Annotated in this window: 18 protein-coding genes and 1 tRNA gene; 8 read left to right on the top strand and 11 right to left on the bottom strand. The window is 63.3% G+C overall.

Annotation, left to right across the window (positions count from 1 at the left end):
* Nucleotides 1-458 precede the first annotated feature (458 nt).
* The gene (locus P9236_RS20645; RefSeq protein ID WP_278076343.1) at nucleotides 459-680 is read left to right on the top strand and encodes a hypothetical protein; all 222 of its coding nucleotides are present in this window, start codon (nucleotides 459-461) and stop codon (nucleotides 678-680) included.
* Between the two features lie 190 nt (nucleotides 681-870).
* Here P9236_RS20645 and P9236_RS20640 read toward each other — a convergent pair whose 3' ends face one another.
* From P9236_RS20640 to P9236_RS20625, 4 genes are all read right to left on the bottom strand, one after another.
* Nucleotides 871-1,212, bottom strand: a complete 342-nt coding sequence (locus P9236_RS20640) for a hypothetical protein (protein ID WP_278076341.1) — start codon at nucleotides 1,210-1,212, stop codon at nucleotides 871-873.
* A 305-nt stretch (nucleotides 1,213-1,517) separates the two neighbouring features.
* Nucleotides 1,518-2,432 (bottom strand): glutathione S-transferase family protein, encoded by a 915-nt coding sequence (locus P9236_RS20635; protein WP_278076340.1) that lies wholly within the window; start codon nucleotides 2,430-2,432, stop codon nucleotides 1,518-1,520.
* 22 nt (nucleotides 2,433-2,454) lie between these two features.
* Entirely contained in the window at nucleotides 2,455-3,036 is a 582-nt protein-coding gene (locus P9236_RS20630; RefSeq protein ID WP_278076338.1) for a VOC family protein, read from the bottom strand.
* 465 nt (nucleotides 3,037-3,501) lie between these two features.
* Nucleotides 3,502-3,942, bottom strand: a complete 441-nt coding sequence (locus P9236_RS20625; protein WP_278076337.1) for an SRPBCC domain-containing protein — start codon at nucleotides 3,940-3,942, stop codon at nucleotides 3,502-3,504.
* 132 nt (nucleotides 3,943-4,074) lie between these two features.
* Here P9236_RS20625 and P9236_RS20620 point away from each other — a divergent pair, with 132 nt between their 5' ends.
* A complete protein-coding gene (locus P9236_RS20620; protein WP_278076335.1) occupies nucleotides 4,075-5,142 on the top strand; it encodes an adenylate/guanylate cyclase domain-containing protein in 1,068 nt (355 codons plus the stop codon).
* Nucleotides 5,143-5,389: 247 nt separating this feature from the next.
* Here P9236_RS20620 and P9236_RS20615 read toward each other — a convergent pair whose 3' ends face one another.
* The 4 genes from P9236_RS20615 to P9236_RS20600 all read right to left on the bottom strand — a co-directional run bounded on the left by P9236_RS20615 (nucleotide 5,390) and on the right by P9236_RS20600 (nucleotide 6,647).
* Nucleotides 5,390-5,554: a hypothetical protein gene (locus tag P9236_RS20615; protein ID WP_278076333.1), complete on the bottom strand. Its 165-nt coding sequence runs from the start codon at nucleotides 5,552-5,554 to the stop codon at nucleotides 5,390-5,392.
* Nucleotides 5,555-5,678: 124 nt separating this feature from the next.
* Nucleotides 5,679-5,753 (bottom strand) — tRNA-Glu (locus tag P9236_RS20610).
* A gap of 86 nt (nucleotides 5,754-5,839) precedes the next feature.
* Complete coding sequence (locus tag P9236_RS20605) at nucleotides 5,840-6,253, bottom strand: VOC family protein (RefSeq protein WP_278076332.1); 414 nt, start codon at nucleotides 6,251-6,253, stop codon at nucleotides 5,840-5,842.
* A gap of 10 nt (nucleotides 6,254-6,263) precedes the next feature.
* On the bottom strand, nucleotides 6,264-6,647 hold the full coding sequence (locus P9236_RS20600; RefSeq protein WP_278076331.1) for a fimbrial protein: 384 nt from the start codon (nucleotides 6,645-6,647) through the stop codon (nucleotides 6,264-6,266).
* A 103-nt stretch (nucleotides 6,648-6,750) separates the two neighbouring features.
* Between P9236_RS20600 and P9236_RS20595 the strand changes: the two genes are divergently transcribed.
* Nucleotides 6,751-7,764: an RluA family pseudouridine synthase gene (locus P9236_RS20595; protein ID WP_278076330.1), complete on the top strand. Its 1,014-nt coding sequence runs from the start codon at nucleotides 6,751-6,753 to the stop codon at nucleotides 7,762-7,764.
* Nucleotides 7,765-7,962: 198 nt separating this feature from the next.
* Nucleotides 7,963-8,874 carry an RNA polymerase sigma factor RpoH gene (gene rpoH, locus P9236_RS20590; RefSeq protein ID WP_278076329.1) on the top strand — a complete coding sequence of 304 codons (912 nt, stop codon included), beginning with the start codon at nucleotides 7,963-7,965 and terminating at the stop codon, nucleotides 8,872-8,874.
* 138 nt (nucleotides 8,875-9,012) lie between these two features.
* On the opposite strand, the gene P9236_RS20585 is transcribed toward rpoH, so the two are convergent.
* The 3 genes from P9236_RS20585 to P9236_RS20575 all read right to left on the bottom strand — a co-directional run bounded on the left by P9236_RS20585 (nucleotide 9,013) and on the right by P9236_RS20575 (nucleotide 10,629).
* On the bottom strand, nucleotides 9,013-9,672 hold the full coding sequence (locus P9236_RS20585; protein ID WP_278076328.1) for a peroxiredoxin: 660 nt from the start codon (nucleotides 9,670-9,672) through the stop codon (nucleotides 9,013-9,015).
* Nucleotides 9,673-9,972: 300 nt separating this feature from the next.
* Nucleotides 9,973-10,338 (bottom strand): cell division protein ZapA, encoded by a 366-nt coding sequence (locus tag P9236_RS20580; protein ID WP_278076327.1) that lies wholly within the window; start codon nucleotides 10,336-10,338, stop codon nucleotides 9,973-9,975.
* A gap of 18 nt (nucleotides 10,339-10,356) precedes the next feature.
* Entirely contained in the window at nucleotides 10,357-10,629 is a 273-nt protein-coding gene (locus tag P9236_RS20575) for a DUF4164 domain-containing protein (RefSeq protein WP_278076326.1), read from the bottom strand.
* A 261-nt stretch (nucleotides 10,630-10,890) separates the two neighbouring features.
* On the opposite strand from P9236_RS20575, the gene tkt reads away from it, so the two are divergent.
* The 4 genes from tkt to P9236_RS20555 all read left to right on the top strand — a co-directional run bounded on the left by tkt (nucleotide 10,891) and on the right by P9236_RS20555 (nucleotide 17,457).
* A complete protein-coding gene (gene tkt / locus P9236_RS20570) occupies nucleotides 10,891-12,882 on the top strand; it encodes a transketolase (protein WP_278076325.1) in 1,992 nt (663 codons plus the stop codon).
* A 206-nt stretch (nucleotides 12,883-13,088) separates the two neighbouring features.
* Entirely contained in the window at nucleotides 13,089-14,099 is a 1,011-nt protein-coding gene (gene gap / locus P9236_RS20565; protein ID WP_278076323.1) for a type I glyceraldehyde-3-phosphate dehydrogenase, read from the top strand.
* Between the two features lie 166 nt (nucleotides 14,100-14,265).
* The gene (locus P9236_RS20560) at nucleotides 14,266-16,155 is read left to right on the top strand and encodes a potassium/proton antiporter (protein ID WP_278076322.1); all 1,890 of its coding nucleotides are present in this window, start codon (nucleotides 14,266-14,268) and stop codon (nucleotides 16,153-16,155) included.
* Between the two features lie 105 nt (nucleotides 16,156-16,260).
* Entirely contained in the window at nucleotides 16,261-17,457 is a 1,197-nt protein-coding gene (locus P9236_RS20555) for a phosphoglycerate kinase (RefSeq protein WP_278076320.1), read from the top strand.
* The last annotated feature ends 14 nt before the right edge of the window (nucleotides 17,458-17,471 follow it).

The following is a 17,471-nucleotide window of genomic DNA, read 5'->3' as shown; positions in this document are numbered from 1 at the left end:
GCATTTGGGACAAGGCCCCGCCAGGAACAACCGCCACGCGGCAGATTGCGTCCGACGTATTTCCTCTGCCGCCGAGCGCGCCGGCCAGCCCGTCCAGCCGAAGGCATCTCAGGCCGGCTTCGACAAGGCCGTCCTTTCAGCCGGACTCGCCCGATGCGCCCTCCCAGCCGGAGAAGGCGCTCGCATGCAGGAATGTCAGCGGGCCCGGCAAGCGCTATCGTGTCGTCTGCGACTAGATCCCACTTTCGCTCTTTTGAAGCCGACTTTAGGGCCTGATGTAGATCCCTTGTCCGACTGGTGCGCAGCCCCGCCTGCCGTACAATAGAAACATCGCTTTCCATCTCAGTTTGAGCGGTCCCGCGCCTTCGGCCGGCTCGAATGCGACCGCGATCACAGACTGCTGATGAAACTTTCGGCTAGCATTTGACGTTATCGGCGCAACGCAAGGGAGACTGAAGATGTCTGTTCACTTCACCGTCTCTGGCCTGACCAGGAACCTGATCCATTCGCTCGGACTGGATCATGAGCGGGCGCCGAGGCATCTGACGCCTGAGCAAAATCTGCTGCTGGAATGCTATCTGGCCGGGCAAATTCCGGAATCGGCGTGGAGCGACTATGTCTTCGAAATGCCCGAACTGGAAAAGCACGCGAACGCCCGCCGCCGGCCGGCCGCAATGTGATGCGGCTCGCGCGTGGAGCGATCCCATAGAGCATAGCGGTTTTCGGTTAATGCATGTCGCCCAAAAGTGCGCGCCGGTTTTGGGAGAACGACATGCACCAAAACGAAGACTTAAAGCGCGTCACCTGAATTCGGTTCATTGCGACGCGCTTTAGGAACTAAGCAAGGTAATTTGGGCAGCTCCGGCAATTCTATTGCTGAACCGCTTTGGCGTTATTCTTCGGCGAATTGAACTGCATCGTAAAGACTTTTCCCGGAATCCCTTTCGCGAGCGCGGGCGAGAAGCTGAGCGGCAGGCAATTGCGCAAGGCGGCGGTCGCCGCGTCGACATAAGCCTGACGCGCCTTGTCATCACCGTTGACCTTGATGGCCGTCGGCTTCGGCGGGCCGATCAGCGTGCCGTCGCGCTTGAAGCTGAAGCTCAGGGTGACCGTGGCATTTCCGGAATCTGCGGGCGGTGTCCAGCAGGCCTGCAGGGCGTCGCCGACCTCGTTCATGGTGTTGAGCGACGCGGCATCGGCCGAAAAAGACATCGCTACCATCGTCCCAATGATGGCCGCAAATCTTGCTGTGTTCCTCATCGCGCGTCCTCGCCATTTTAGCCCGCTCGCCTGACGCATGGTACGATCAACGGGCCGGATGACAATAGGATTTCAATCGACCGGCGCCAGTGGATTCGTGTTGGCGCGATGCCGACCGGCCGCCGGAAAAGGCAAAAGGCCGGCATTGAGCCGACCTTTCCTTCGCCTCGCCATCGCGCCAGTACATCCGTGGTCGCGGCGAGAACTGGGACACTAGACAGGGCTTTGGTTAACGAATTCCTAATCTCGCCTGTAACCTACGCCACGGCCTTTGATTTCACATGGGCAATATAGCCGCGCACGTCGCCAGCCGGCTCCGCATAGGCCTTGCCGAGCTTCTTCTCGATCGCGGCCATATAGTCCTTCGCCCATTTGGGTAGCGCGTAGTCGATGACGGCCAGGAACTCGAGCGTCGCCGCCAGGCGGATGTCGGCGATCGACGGATTGTTGCCGCCGATGAACGGCTTGCCGTCCCTGAAGAAGCTGTGAAACACCTCCAGCGGCTCGGCGATCGCTGCGGCGGCCGCCTTCTGCGCCTCCGATTTCTTGTCGGGATGGGCGTCGCTATGGCCGACCTCGCCGGCATACTGCGGAAAGCCGAGCGCCGGATAGGTGGCTCTAGCCACATAGGGATAGAGCGTACCGACCAGATAGAACATTGCGCTGTCGATCATCGCGCGCTTGGCCGGCGCTTTCGGATAGAATTTCTCCAGCCCGTGCTTGTTGGCGAGATACTGCATGATGGCGCAGCTTTCCCAAAGCACGCCGCGCGGCAGCCCCTTGTCCTCGATCATCGGCGTCAGGTGCGCCGGATTGCGCGCCAGGAATTCGGGCGCGCGTGTCTGGCCCCAAGCGTCGGTCTCGGCATGATCGAGCCCGGCAGCGCGCGCGAAAACCCGGACCGTCATGTTGTTGACGCTCGGCCGCAGCATGCTGAGCTTCACCGCGGGTTTCTTGGCCGGCTTCGCCTTGGCTTTGGGCGCTGCCTTGGCTGTCGCTTTGGGCGCGGCCCTGGCCGTCGCTTTGGGCGCGGCCCTGGCCGTCGCTTTGGGCGCGGCCCTGGCCGTCGCCTTCGCCGAGGGCTTGGCTGCCTTGTTCGACACCTTGGCGGCGGTTGTTGCCTTTGCCTTCACCGCGGCCTTCTTCGTTCCCTTTGTGGATGCCTTTGCCATCTTGGTCCTCCCTCTGACCTGTTCAGTATGGATTCTTCGCCGCCCGGTCCTCGGACAATGTCTCGCGCGACCGCTCGATCAGCGCCTGGATGGCGTCGGCAAGGTGCACCTCGGCGATATTGTAGTCGCCGCGCGCGACGCGGATCTTGTGCGCCGCCATCAGCACGTCGGCATGGCTGAAACCGGCTGGCGGCTCGAAGCGGTAGGAGGCAAGCTCGATCAGCAGGCCGAGCGGATCCTCGAAATAGATCGAATCCATGAAGCCGCGATCCTTGACGCCGCTGTGCTTGATGCCGCGCTCGTCGAGCCGGGCGACCGCTTGCAGGAAGGTCACCCGCGACACCGAGAAGGCGATGTGGTGAACGCAGCCGATATCGGTCGGCGTGCGCCGCTTCACCGGGCTGCGGCTCTCGTCGGTGAAGACGGTGATCAGCCGGCCATCGCCCGGATCGAAATAGAGATGGCTTTCGCTCGCCTTGTCGAGATTGGGCTGTTCGAAGATGAAGGGCATGCCGAGCACGCCTTCCCAGAAATCGATCGAGGTTCGACGATCGGCGCCGACCAGCGTGATGTGATGGACGCCTTGCGATTGCAGTTTTTGCATTGGTTCCTCCCGGCCCCGCCGCGCCTTGCCGCCGGACGCGTTCCAGATGCCCGGCTGCGCTTGCATCGGCGCGCGGCATTAGGTCGCCGCCCCGGCTTCGCGCCCCCTGCATCCGCTTCTGCATCGCGATGGATCGCGGCTGGAGCTTGATGAACGAATGCTAATTCAATCCGCGGCGTTGCGCCACTCATCCGGCAAGCTGCGGACGCCATGCGTATCGGCTTGGCCAATCTTAAAGCATGTCTCCCGAAAGTGGGAACCGGTTTCGGGACAAGGACATGCGCAAAATCAAAAGCCTAAAGCGTACGGAGCGAATCCGAAGGATCGCGACGCGCTTTAAGGTGCGGCAGCACGCGGGTCGCTGAGTTCCCAAGCGGCCGGTTTGGCGACGACAGTTTCAAAGGGCCTCGTTGACGCTTGCCGCGCCTGCTTCGGATGACGGGCATCCGCGACCCTTGATGAAAATCACATAGTCTTCATCGGCACGTCGGGACCGGCATGTCCCCCATCGGCAGTGATCTTCAGCCTGGAGAGGTAGTGCTCCCATCCCTTTCGATGGCTGTCACGCTCCTCGGCGTTCGGCAGTCCGCTGTGCGTTAAACGGATCAATGTCCCCGCATCCCTCGCGATCAGGTCGATCTCGACATGACTGGAGCCGGGCGGCACGGTCGCGTTGTCATCCCAGCCAAAACTGTAGGCAAGACGGTGGACCGGGATCACCTCGGTGAACTCACCGCGCGCCATATGGCGACCACCGACATTGACGAGGAACAGACCGCCCGGCGTTGCATCCAAATTCGCTTCGGTCCCGATCCATCGCACGATCTGTTCCGGATCGGTCAAAAGCGCGAACACGGTCGCTTGTGGCGCCGCGACCTCAATCTCTGTGTAAACCGATTCCGCCATCGCTCGCTCCAGGTCACATCCGCCCAGGTCACATCCGCATCGAAATGCCGTGCATGATTGAAGCGAATGTGGGGAGTTGCAAGAAAATGTTCGAGGCGTAAGCATGAGCCGGTACCGAGTGACCCTCTACCGATGCTTCTCGCAAGCTCGCTTTCATTCCTTCTGGACGATGCCGCGCATATTGGCGATGGTGGGCGACTTCTATTGCAGCTCTCGACGCATTTGATCGAAGACGGCTTGCCGATCATTGCCGGCGCGCTGGCGCAGGATGCTCCCGACCCGATCATTTCACGCCGCATCTGGCTCTGGCGAGCGCCTGGCGGTGAAGTGGTCGAGGCTTTGGGGATAGGCGCCGACCGCCAGAATGCCGATCCCCGGCTCGTGCTGCGCGAGTGGCTTGGCACGACGCAAGCGATCGTGTTCGGCGAGGGAGCGGTCGGTGTCGCCCCGACTTTGGTATGGGCGTTCGATCATACTCCGGATGAAGCGCAGTCGGAGCTGCTGCGGCAAATCTCCCGGTTTGCTGCGGCTCCGATGACCGCACTCGCGGAACGGTCTGCGAAACGAGCATTGCTCGAAGCATATTTGGGAAAGCGCAGCGCAGCGCATGTGCTCAACGGTCGTTCTCGTCGAGTAAAGGGAGAGACGATACGGGCTGCGCTTCTGTGCGCGGACCTTCGAGGTTTCACCGATCTATCCGAAGTTCACGATGCAGGCGAGATCGTATCGATACTTGATGCCTGGTTCGATTGCGTCGCCGGCGCAGTGCATGCATTTGGCGGCGAGGTTCTCAAGTTTATCGGTGATGGCGTCCTCGCGATTTTCCCGATTGGCGAGCGCGATGCGAGGGCCGCATGTGACGCGGCGGTACGCGCCGTGAAGGCCACGCGCGCCGGGATAGATCATCTCAACCAAACTCGGCGCCGCAACGGCAGCCCTGAGTTCGCATACGGCATTGGCCTGCATGTCGGCGAGATGCTTTGGGGGAACATCGGCACTGCCGGCAGGTTGGACTTCACCGCGATCGGCAAGGCTGTAAACCTTGTCAGCCGCATCGAAGGGCTGTGCAAGCCGTTAGGGCGGACGGTGCTTGCGTCGACGGCGTTCGAGACGGAAACGACCGAGCCGATGATCGCCATGGGCAGTCATCCGCTCAGAGGAATAGCAGGCGCGCAAACACTTTTCGGCTTGCCGGAATAGATCGAATGATTGAGCCGTAGAGCCCGTCTCGTCGCATGGCCCGCAAGCCCCGAACGGATCGGCCAGCTCGCGCGGTCGAGCGTCAGGTTCCTGAGCGCCAAGAGCGGCGCCGGAATTGTCGATGCCTTCGCCGAGTTCGCCGAAACGATGCCTCGTCGGCAGCTCAAGCCCGGACCGACTTCCGTCAAAGCAACCGCTTTTTTGGCCGACGGCTCCCCTCGCGGAACCGCTGTGGCGGTCCGCCCGTTTACGGCTCATGGCCCTGGCCGACGATATCCAGATGGCGGAACGGCACGTTCTGCAAGCCGAGCAGCACATCAAACGCCAGCGCGCGCGTATCGCTGCGCTGAAGCGCCGCCGGTTGCCGCGCGGCAAGGCGTCCAACTTTCTGCAGCTGCTCGAAGATGCCCAATCGATGCACCTCCAGCACCTGTCGCGGTTGTTGGAGCAGGCATCCCGTGAAAAGACCCAAGCCGGCATTTAGACCTGGACGCAGGTTTCAGCGCCGGCAGCCTGGCGAAGTCCTGTCTGAGAGATGGTACGCCCAAGGGGAATCGAACCCCTGTTACCGCCGTGAGAGGGCGGTGTCCTGACCGCTAGACGATGGGCGCGCTCAAGAACCGGCTACATAGGATGAAGGCCGCGAAAAAGCAACTGGGGTTTCGGACTGTTCGCAGACTTTGCCAGAGGACCGTGGTCAACCGGGCCGTTTTGGCTCGATCAGGTCCCAGAGATTGCCGTAGAGATCGGCAAACACCGCCACCGTCCCATAGGCCTCATGGCGCGGCGCCTCGCGGAACTCGACGCCCTTGGCAAGCATCGCCTGATGGTCGCGCGCGAAGTTGTCCGTTTCCAGGAAGAGAAACACCCGGCCACCGGTCTGGTCGCCGATACGGATCGCCTGCGCCTCGCCGGAAGCCTCCGCCAGGAGCAGCCGCGCACCCTGCCCGTTTGCCGGCGCGACCGTCACCCAGCGCTTGCCGCCGCCGAGGTCGACGTCGTCCGTCAGCACGAAGCCGAGCCGCTCGACATACCAGGCGATCGCCTCGTCGTAATTTTCGACGACGAGCGCCACCGTCGCGACGCTGCGGTTATCGGCAAAGCCGCTCATTGTTGCGGGCTCATTTGTTACGGATTGGGAACTGGCCGATCATGCGGCGCTCGGCTATGTCGTAGACGAAGATGGAGCGGCTGCCGTCGGCAAGCTCGGCATCGATCGACAGGCGATTGCCGGACAGCGCCTGGCTGACCACCTTGGCGCCGACCGGCAGCACGATGTCGCCGCTGAGCGGCGCGCCGGCCGGAGCCTGGACATCGCCGGCAGGCGTCGATCCAACAATCGGCGCATTGCGGGCTTTGTAGACAAGGGCCCCGATCACCACCATAAGGGCGAGGAACAGAAGGCCGAGATTGACGACCATGAAGCGGATAAGCTTCCTCCGCACCTTTTCCGCCGCAGGGTCGAGCGGCTTTTCCTCATCTTCATCGGCGATCGGCCGGGCCATGGCTAAACAATCCGCAACGGGTTTCGATGAGCGCTCATAACGAAGAGACCCCGATTTTGATAGGGCCCCGATTTTGACACCGGATGAATTGCCGGGCGATGAGTTGGACGCAGCGGTGGAGCTGGATGCCGGCGCCGATGCCGCTGGCCAGCGCCTCGACCAATGGCTTGCCGCCCGGCTCGGTCCGGAAATCTCGCGCAGCCGCGTGCAAGCCCTGATCCGGCAGGGCGCGGTCTCGATCGCCGGCAAGCCGGTCGGGGAGGTCAGGCGCAAGATGGCGACGGGCGAGCGCGTCTTAATCACCATGCCGGAGCCGGAGCCGGCCGAGCCGCAAGGCGAGGACATTCCTCTCGACATCCTTTACGAGGACGACGAGCTGATCGTCGTCAACAAGCCTGCCGGACTGGTCGTTCATCCCGGCGCCGGCAACTGGACCGGCACGTTGGTCAACGCGCTGATCCATCACTGCGGCGACAGTCTCTCCGGCATCGGCGGCGTCAAACGGCCGGGCATCGTCCATCGGCTCGACAAGGAGACCAGCGGCGTCATGGTGGTGGCCAAGACCGACCGCGCCCACAGGGCGCTGTCGGAAGCCTTTGCCGACCACGGTCGCACCGGCGATCTCGAACGCGCCTATCTGGCGCTGGTCTGGGGCATTCCGCAGCGGCCGACCGGCACCGTCGACGCGCCGCTCGGCCGCGCCGCCGATCGCGTCCGCCGCGCGGTGGTCCCCCAAGGCCGAGACGATGCCCGGCATGCCGTCACCCATTTCACCGTCGTCGAGCGTTTCGGCGAGGGGCAGAAGGAATTCACCACCGCAAGCCTGGTCGAATGCCGGCTCGAAACCGGCCGCACGCACCAGATCCGGGTCCACATGGCGCATATCGGCCACCCCGTGATCGGCGATCCCGACTACGGCCAGGCCTTCCGCACCAAGGCCAACCGGCTGCCGGAACCGCTGAAAAGCGAGGTCAAGGCATTTTCCCGGCAGGCGCTGCACGCCTGGCTCCTTGAATTCCGACACCCGACCACCCATCTAACGATGAGGTTCGAGGCGCCGATGCCGAGGGACATGGAGGAACTCGTGGGGCTTTCGCAAGTTCTGAACCGCCATTAAGACGCTTCAAACCAGCCATCAAAAACCTGACTGGCGTTGTTCACTTAAGCGTGACACACTGTTTCGTGTTGAACAAATGCCTGTCCTTTCTGGTTTTGTTCCTATATACACCAGTTGCCGCGGATGAGCCGATTGGCATTCGCGTCACATGCCCGCCGCGTCAAGGGGGCATCACTCCAATAGAGAGGGGGCGCAATCATGGCCCAGTCACTACCCAGTATCGTTTCCGGTGAAGGCGGTCTCGCCCGTTACCTGGAAGAAATCCGTCGCTTTCCGATGCTTCAGCCGCAGGAAGAGTACATGCTCGCCAAGCGTTATGTCGAGCATCAGGACACTTCCGCCGCGCATAAGCTCGTCACCAGCCATTTGCGGCTCGTCGCCAAGATCGCCATGGGCTATCGCGGCTACGGCCTGCCGATCGGCGAGGTGATCTCGGAAGGCAATGTCGGCCTCATGCAGGCCGTGAAGAAATTCGAACCGGAGCGCGGCTTCCGCCTCGCCACCTACGCCATGTGGTGGATCAAGGCCTCGATCCAGGAATACATCCTGCGTTCGTGGAGCCTGGTCAAAATGGGCACCACCGCCAATCAGAAGCGCCTGTTCTTCAACCTGCGCAAGGTGAAGGGCAGAATCCAGGCGCTCGACGACGGTGATTTGAAGCCCGACCAGATCGCCGAGATCGCCACCCGCCTCAACGTTTCCGAGGCTGAGGTAGTGTCGATGAACCGCCGCCTGTCGGGTGACGCCTCGCTCAACGCTCCGATCCGGGCGAGCGAGGGTGAATCCGGCGAATGGCAGGACTGGCTGGTCGACGACCACGAAAGCCAGGAAGAGATGCTGATCGAGCAGGACGAGCTGGAAAGCCGGCGCGCCATGCTGTCGGGCGCCCTGTCGGTGCTCAACGATCGCGAGCGGCGCATCTTCGAGGCGCGCCGTCTGGCCGAAGAGCCGCTGACGCTGGAAGAGCTGTCGGCGGAGTTCGACATCAGCCGCGAGCGCGTGCGCCAGATCGAGGTGCGCGCCTTCGAGAAGGTGCAGGACGCGGTCAAGGCCGCCGCCAAGCGCCAGAGCCAGGCGCTGCGCACCATCGAAGCGCAGCCGGCGGCGTAAACCTCAAGGCATTTCGCGAAACAAAACGGGGCGCCAGCATCTAGCGCCGCCGTTTCTATATGCACTGCAACGCCTACAATTGGCGAAAGCCGCGGCGCGCCCCCTTTCTCCCCGTCACTATACGGGGAGAAGGAAGTCTCACGCAGTAGGCTGCTTGGTCTTCCTCAGATACGGCAGCACCGTCTCGTAGGCGCCGAAGCGCTTGATCGCGTCCTCGTTGGAGACGGCGGCGGTGATGATGACATCCTCGCCCTGCTTCCAATTCGCCGGCGTCGCCACCTGGTGCTTGGCCGTCAACTGGATGGAGTCGATGACACGCAGGATCTCGTCGAAGTTACGCCCCGTGGTCATCGGATAGGTCAGCACCAGCTTGATCTTCTTGTCCGGGCCGATGACGTAGACCGAACGCACGGTGGCGTTGTCGGCCGGTGTGCGCCCTTCCGAGGTCTCGCCGGCGCCGGCCGGCAGCATCTCGTAAAGCTTGGCAACCTTGAGGTCCTTGTCGCCGATCAGCGGATAGTTCACCGTCTGGCCGGTGGCGGTCTTGATGTCGGCATGCCACTTCTCATGGCTCGATACCGGATCGACCGAAATGCCGATGATCTTGACGTTGCGCTCTTTGAAGTCGCCTTCCAGCCCTGCCATCGTGCCGAGCTCGGTCGTGCAGACAGGCGTGAAGTCTTTCGGATGGCTGAAAAGCACCGCCCAGCCGTCACCAATCCACTGATGGAAATTGATCGTCCCTTGCGTGGTCTCGGCCGTGAAGTCCGGCGCGATATCGTTGATACGAAGGCTCATGACGTGCTCCCTCTGCCCTGTGACGTGTCGCCGCCATGGGCCAACCCCATCGGCGTGGCTCAGCCTTCTATACCGCCGCACGGTCCGGTTCAAAAGGCTTGTGTCTGCAAGCGTGATCGAGAGAGCGGAAAAATTTCGTCTTTTCCTGGAAAAGACAGCAGGAATTTCCGCGGCGGATATCGGGTCCCTGTGGGAGGCTTAATGCATGTCGCCCAAAAGTGCGCAGCGGTTTTGGGAGAACGACATGCATCAAAACAAAGACTTAAAACGCGTCGCCTGAATCCTTTTCAGCGACGCGCTTTAAGCCTTCTTCACCGCCAGCGTCGTCGCCAGATCTTCCATGCGCTGCGCCAGTGCCGCGAGCGCGGTGGTCAGCACGCTGTCGCTCTTGTCGGCCTTGGTCAGCGCCTCGTCGCGCGTCTTGCGCAGCGTCAGCACCTCGCTTTCCATGCCCTTGACGCGCTTGGAGAGTTCCGAGAGCTCGTCCATGACCATGATGCCGGCCATGACGGTCAGCCGCTGGTCGCCGATCTCGCCGAAGGAATCCTTCAGATGCATGACATAACGGTCGAAGCGCTCGGCGAGGTCGATCAGATGCTCTTCCTGGCCCTCGTCGCAAGCCATCCGATACTGCTTGCCGTCGATGGAAACCGTGACCTGTGCCATTGGCGTACCCGTCGAGCCCTACCTGTCCAACACGGCGCGGATGGTTTCCATGGCGGTCACCAGCCGGCGCGACACTTCCTTGTTGGCGTCTTCCAGCCGTTCGGCGCGGGCCTCGGAATTGTCGAGCTCCTGCGCCAGCCGCGAGCGGTCGGCGTTCATGCGCTGCACCTCGGCCTCGGCTTCCGTATAGTCGCGCTCATGCTCGAGCCGCGCCGCCACGGCGTTTTCCAGCCCTTCCATGGCCTTGCCGAGCCTAGCGATGACTTCTTTGAGGGTCGCTTCCCCGGTCATGGCTTCGTCCTATGCCCTGCCCGTCACCGAATCGCTCGCGTTCAGAACGCGTTATCTCGGAAAGATTAGGCGCCGGGTGAAGCGCGCGTCAATAAAGCTCTCGCGACTGTCCCCCGCTAACGCTAATGTAGCGTGCGCGGCCCATCACAAGCCCCGGCAAAACTCGACCGATTTGTTGACTAAAAGGCCGCGCCTGCTATGTGTCGCGGCATCCTTTCCAAGGGCTCTCCCAAGGCTCCAACCCCTATTTCCGGAGGAAGCATGACCTCGCGTGAACAACATGATCGGATGGCCAATGCGATCCGTTTCCTTTCCATGGACGCCGTCGAGAAGGCGAATTCCGGCCACCCCGGCCTGCCGATGGGTTGCGCCGACATCGCCACGGTGCTGTTCACCCGCTTCCTGAAATTCGACGCCAAGGCCCCGCATTGGGCCGACCGCGACCGCTTCATCCTGTCGGCCGGCCACGGCTCGATGCTGCTCTACTCGCTCCTCTACCTCACCGGCTACGAGGACATGACGATCGACCAGATCAAGAATTTCCGGCAGCTCGGATCGAGGACCGCGGGTCATCCCGAATACGGCCATGCCGCCGGCATCGAGACCACCACCGGTCCGCTCGGCCAGGGCCTCGCCAATTCGGTCGGCTTCGCGCTTGGCGAGCGCATCATGAACGCCGCCTTCGGCAACGACCTCGTCAATCACTACACCTACGTGCTGGCCGGCGACGGGTGCCTGATGGAAGGCGTTTCCCAGGAAGCCATCGCGCTGGCCGGCCACCTCAAGCTCAACAAGCTCATCGTCTTCTGGGATAACAATAACATCTCGATCGATGGTCCGGTCTCGCTCGCCGACAACACCGACCAGGTCGCTCGCTTCCAGGCTAGCGGCTGGAACGCCAGCCACATCGACGGCACCGATCCGGAAGCGATCGCCTATGCCATCGAAGCCGCCCGCCATTCCGACAAGCCGACAATGATCGCCTGCAAGACGACCATCGGCTTCGGCGCCCCGACCAAGGCCGGCACCAACAAGGCGCATGGTTCGCCGCTCGGCGCCGAGGAAATCGCCGGCGCCCGCAAATTCTTCAATTGGGAGTCGCCGCCCTTCGAGATACCGGCCGACATCCTCGACGCCTGGCGCGCGGTCGGCGCCAGCGGCGCTAAGGCGCGCGCTGATTGGGACGGCCGCCTTGCCAAGGCCGACGCCAAGCTGCAGGGCGAATTCGAGCGCCGCCTCGGCGGCAAGCTGCCGGGAAATTTCGACTCCGTCATCGCCGACTACAAGAGGAAGCTCTCGGCCGACAAGCCGAAGGTCGCCACCCGCAAGTCTTCGGAAATGGCGCTGGAAGTGATCAACGGCGCGGTTCCCGAAACCATCGGCGGCTCGGCCGACCTCACCGGCTCCAACAACACCAAGACCAGCCAGACCAAGAACATCACGTCGGACGATTACGGCCAGCGCTATATCCATTACGGCATCCGCGAGCACGGCATGGCGGCGGCGATCAATGGCTTGACGCTGCATGGCGGGCTTATCGCCTATGGCGGCACCTTCCTGTGCTTCTCCGACTATGCGCGCCCCTCGATGCGCCTTGCCTCGCTGATGGGCATCCGCTCGATCTTCGTCATGACGCATGACTCGATCGGCCTCGGCGAGGATGGCCCCACCCACCAGCCGGTCGAACATCTGGCGGCGCTGCGCGCCATCCCGAACCACAACGTGTTCCGCCCGGCGGACGCTGTCGAGACGGCGGAATGCTGGCAATTGGCGCTGAAATCCGAAAAGACGCCGTCGACGCTGGCGCTGACCCGTCAGAACCTGCCGACCGTTCGCACCGAATTCAGCGAAGAGAACCTCTGCGCCTCCGGGGCCTATGAGCTCGCCGCGGCAAACGGCGAAGCGGCGGTGACGATCTTCGCCACGGGCTCGGAGGTAGAGGTTGCCCTCGGCGCCCGCGAGCTGCTCGAAAAACATGGTCACCCGACCCGCGTCGTCTCGGTGCCCTGCTTCGAGCTGTTCGACCGGCAAAGCGAGGACTACCGCAAGAAGACCATCGGCAATGCCAAGGTGAAAGTCGCCATCGAGGCCGGTATCCGCCAAGGCTGGGACCACCTGATCGGCACCGACGGCATCTTCGTCGGCATGACCGGCTTCGGGGCCTCCGGCTCGATCGAACAGCTCTACCCGCATTTCGGCATCACCGCCGAGGCCGCGGCAAAGGCTGTGGAAACGCGCCTGCACGGCAAGTGAGCCATCGCATGTCGCTCAAAAGCGCACAGCGGTTTTGAGCGACATATAGAAGCAGGAAGACCCCAGTCCGCGAAATCATTCAACGGGTTGCGCCGGCTGGACCAGCCTAATCGATTTAAACCTGAACTTCTGTGGCTGGATTCTTTGCCCGCCCGCCGTTATGAAGCTGCGGACTCCATCTGCCTTCCAGCCCTAGGGAGAGAAAAATGACCGTCAGAGTTGCCATCAACGGATTTGGCCGCATCGGCCGCAACGTCCTGCGCGCGATCCACGAGTCCGGCCGCAAGGACATCGACGTGGTCGCCGTCAACGACCTCGGCCCGGTCGAGACCAACGCGCATCTGCTCCGCTATGACAGCGTGCATGGCCGCTTCCCGCATGAAGTGACGGTCGACGGCGACCAGATCTCCGTCGGCAAGGAGAAGTTCAAGGTCACCGCCATCAAGGATCCGACCCAGCTGCCCTGGAAGGAGCTCGGCATCGACATCGCGCTCGAATGCACCGGCATCTTCACTGCCCGCGACAAGGCGGCCGCGCATCTGGCCGCCGGCGCCAAGCGCGTCATCGTCTCGGCCCCGTCCGACGGCGCCGATCTCACGGTTGTCTACGGCATCAACCATGACAAGCTGACCAAGGACCACGTCGTCATCTCGAACGCGTCCTGCACCACCAACTGCTTGGCGCCGCTGGCCGCCGTGCTGCACGAGACCGTCGGCATCGAGAAGGGCATGATGACGACGATCCACTCCTATACCGGCGACCAGCCGACGCTGGACACCATGCACAAGGACCTCTATCGCGCCCGCGCGGCGGCGCTGTCGCAGATTCCGACCTCGACGGGTGCCGCCAAGGCGATCGGCCTGGTGCTGCCCGACCTCAAGGGCAAGCTCGACGGCATTTCGATCCGCGTGCCGACCCCGAACGTCTCGGTCGTCGACTTCAAGTTCATCGCCAAGCGCTCGACCACCCCGCAGGAGATCAACGAGGCGCTCATCGCCGCCTCCAAGGGCAAGCTGAAAGGCATCCTTTCGGTCACCCATCACCCGAATGTCTCGATCGACTTCAACCATGATCCGCACTCCTCGATCGCGGCGCTCGACCAGACCAAGGTCATGGACGGCAACTTCGTCTCGGTGCTGTCCTGGTACGACAACGAATGGGGCTTTTCCAACCGCATGGGCGACACCGCCGTCGCCTTCGGCAAGACCATCGCCTGATCGCAGGCTTCCTTTGATCGTGTGAAACGCCCGGCTTCGGCCGGGCGTTTTTCGTTCGACATCAGCGGCATGGGGCAAAAAACCACGCTGCCGCCTTGCACTGGTCATGTCTTCGCCCCACTCTGCCGTAAAGCGGGAGGGACGCGGATTTGAGGGGCAACGGCGGATGGAGCATGCGATCTATCTCGTGACGCTGGTCGGCACAGCGCTTGTTGTCGCCGCCGCCTTTTCGAGCCTGATCGCCTTCCGCTTCGGCGCACCTCTGCTGCTCCTTTTCCTTTGCATCGGCCTCGTCACCGGTGTCGATGGCCTCGGCATCGAATTCGACAATGCGCGGCTGGCTTATTTTGCCGGCTCACTTGCGCTGGCGATCATTCTGTTCGATTCCGGTTTCGGCACGCCGCTCAACGCCTTGCGCCAGGCAGCCGGACCGGCGCTGTCGCTAGCCACCGTCGGCGTCATTCTGACCACGGGCATTTTCAGCGTCGCCGCCTTTTATCTGCTGAACCTCAGCTGGCTTGAATCCTCGCTGCTCGGCGCCGCCGTCGCCTCGACCGACGCGGCGGCGGTGTTCTTCCTGCTGCGTGCCGGCGAGATCCATCTGCGCGAGCGCGTTCGTTCGACGCTCGAGGTCGAATCCGGCACCAACGACCCGATCGCCATTTTCCTGACCATCACTTTGGTCGGGATCATCGCCGCGCATGCCAACCCGGAGGCGAACGTTCTCGCCACCAATTTGGCGATCGGCTTCCTCATCAATATGGGACTTGGCGCCGTCATCGGCGTGCTCGGCGGCCTTGGCATCGTTCGCCTTGTCGAGCGGCTGAACCTCGACCACGGCCTGCTGCCGATCTTCGTGCTGACGCTTTCGCTGATGGTGTTCGCGGCCGCCGGCGCCGTCGGCGGCTCGGGTTTCCTGGCCGTCTATCTCGCAGGCCTCGTCGCCGGCAATTCAGACATCCGCGCAGTCACCATCCTCAAGCGCTTCCAGGACGGCATGTCGTGGCTGGCGCAAATCATCATGTTCCTGATCCTCGGCCTGTTTGCCACGCCTTCGCAATTTCCGGCGATCCTGGCGCCGGCGGTCATGCTCGGCCTGTTCCTGATCTTCGTGGCCCGGCCTTTAGCCGTCTGGCTCTGCCTGATCCCGTTCCGCCTGCCGCGTCCCGAGGTGGCCTTCGTCTCCTGGGTCGGCCTGCGCGGCGCCGTCTCGATCCTGCTTGCCATCACGCCGCTGCTCGGCGGCCTCGCCAACGGCCGGCTGATCTTCAACGTCGCCTTCATCATCGTGCTCGTGTCGCTGGTGGTGCAAGGCTGGACCGTCGGCCCGCTGGCACGCCGCCTGGGCCTCATCGTCCCTGCGCGGCTCGGGCCGCTCGACAAGGTCGAGCTCGAGTTGCCGGGCTCGGCGCATCACGAGCTGCTCGCCTATCGCGTGGCACCGGGCAGTCCGGTGGCGCGCGGCGAGCGCATTCCGCGCTGGGCGAGGCCCTCGCTGGTGCTGCGCGACGGCCGCTCGATGCGTTTCCAGGACATGGGCAGACTGACCGCTGGCGACCAGGTCTACATCTTCGTGCCGGACCGCTATCCGCGCCTGCTCGACAAGCTGTTCGCCAGCCGCGCCGTGGTCGACCCCGAGGATGCCGATTTCTTCGGCGCCTTCGCCGTCGATCCGGCCCGCCCGGCGGGAGAGCTGGAAGCCGCCTACGCGCCAGGCCTCACCGAGGTCGAACAGAAGCTCACGGTCGGAGCGCTGGTCACCGAGCGGCTCGGCGGCCACGCCGAATATGCCGACCGGGTGATGATCGGCCCGATCGAGCTGATCGTGCGCGACGTCGACGAGAAGGGCCGCATCACTGGCCTTGGTCTGTCCTTCGAGCCAACCGCGCCGGTGGCGCGTGTGCCGGTTTTCCTGAGCGCCGGCGAGATCGCCGACCGCGTCGTTGCCTTCTTCCGTAACTGGCGCAAGCCCGCTCAAACGCAAGCCGCCGAAAGCGAACCAGGCGAAACGGCGGCGTCCGAGCCCGCGGCGCAAAAAGCCGCGACCGAAGGATGACGTCACACAAAGACATCATTTTTGCGCGCGTGCTTCAACGCAGCCCTTGCATCGTCCCCGGTGCCGGGTAAGGTCGCCGCGTTTTTTCGCTAAAAGGGAACGACCATGGCCGGCTTCAAGACACTCGACGATATCGATGCCGTCAGCGGCAAGCGCGTCCTGGTGCGCGTCGACCTCAACGTGCCTGTTGCCGACGGCGAGGTGACAGATGCCACGCGCATCGAGCGCATCGCGCCGACGATTTCCGAGCTTTCCGGCAAGGGCGCCAAGGTCATCCTGCTCGCGCATTTCGGCCGTCCGAAAGACGGCCCGTCGGCCGAATTCTCGCTGGAGCCTATCGCCCGCGCCACCGCTGACGTGCTCGGCCGTCCGGTGGGCTTTGCCGCCGATTGCATCGGCGACAAGGCGGCAAGCGCCGTTGCCGCCATGAAGGACGGCGACATCCTGCTTCTGGAGAACACCCGCTTCTACAAGGCCGAGGAGAAGAACGAGCCGGCCTTTACCGAAAAGCTCGCCGCCAATGGCGACATCTATGTCAACGACGCCTTTTCCGCCGCGCACCGCGCGCACGCGTCGACCGAGGGCCTGGCGCACCGGCTGCCGGCCTATGCCGGCCGCGCCATGCAGGCCGAGCTCGATGCGCTGGAAAAGGGCCTCGGCGATCCGGTGCGGCCGGTGGTGGCCATCGTCGGCGGCGCCAAGGTCTCGACCAAGATCGATCTTCTGATGAACCTGGTGAAGAAGGTCGATGCGCTGGTCATCGGCGGCGGCATGGCCAACACCTTCCTTGCCGCGCGCGGCACCGATGTCGGCAAGTCGCTCTGCGAGCATGACTTGGCCTCCACCGCCAAGCAGATCATGATCGAGGCGGCCGAAGCCGGCTGCGCCATCATCCTGCCCGCCGACGGCGTCGTCGCGAGGGAGTTCAAGGCCGGTGCTGCGAGCGAAACCGTCGCTATCGAGGCCGTGCCGGCAGACGGCATGATCCTCGATGTCGGCGAGAAGACGGTGAAGACCGTCACCGACTGGATCGACCGCGCCGCGACGCTAGTGTGGAACGGTCCGCTCGGCGCCTTCGAGATCGAGCCCTTCGACCACGCCACGGTCGCGGCTGCAAAGCACGCGGCAGCCCGCACCAAGGAAGGCAAGCTGGTTTCGGTCGCTGGTGGCGGCGATACGGTGGCCGCGCTCAATCATGCCGGCGTCGCCGATGACTTCACCTATGTCTCGACCGCCGGCGGCGCCTTTCTGGAGTGGATGGAAGGCAAGCCGCTGCCCGGCGTCGAGGTGCTGAAGCGCTGAGCGTCTGCCGCCAG

Source organism: Mesorhizobium sp. WSM4884 (genome assembly GCF_029625675.1).
Classification (GTDB): domain Bacteria; phylum Pseudomonadota; class Alphaproteobacteria; order Rhizobiales; family Rhizobiaceae; genus Mesorhizobium.
This window is presented reverse-complemented; position numbering and strand designations above follow the sequence as displayed.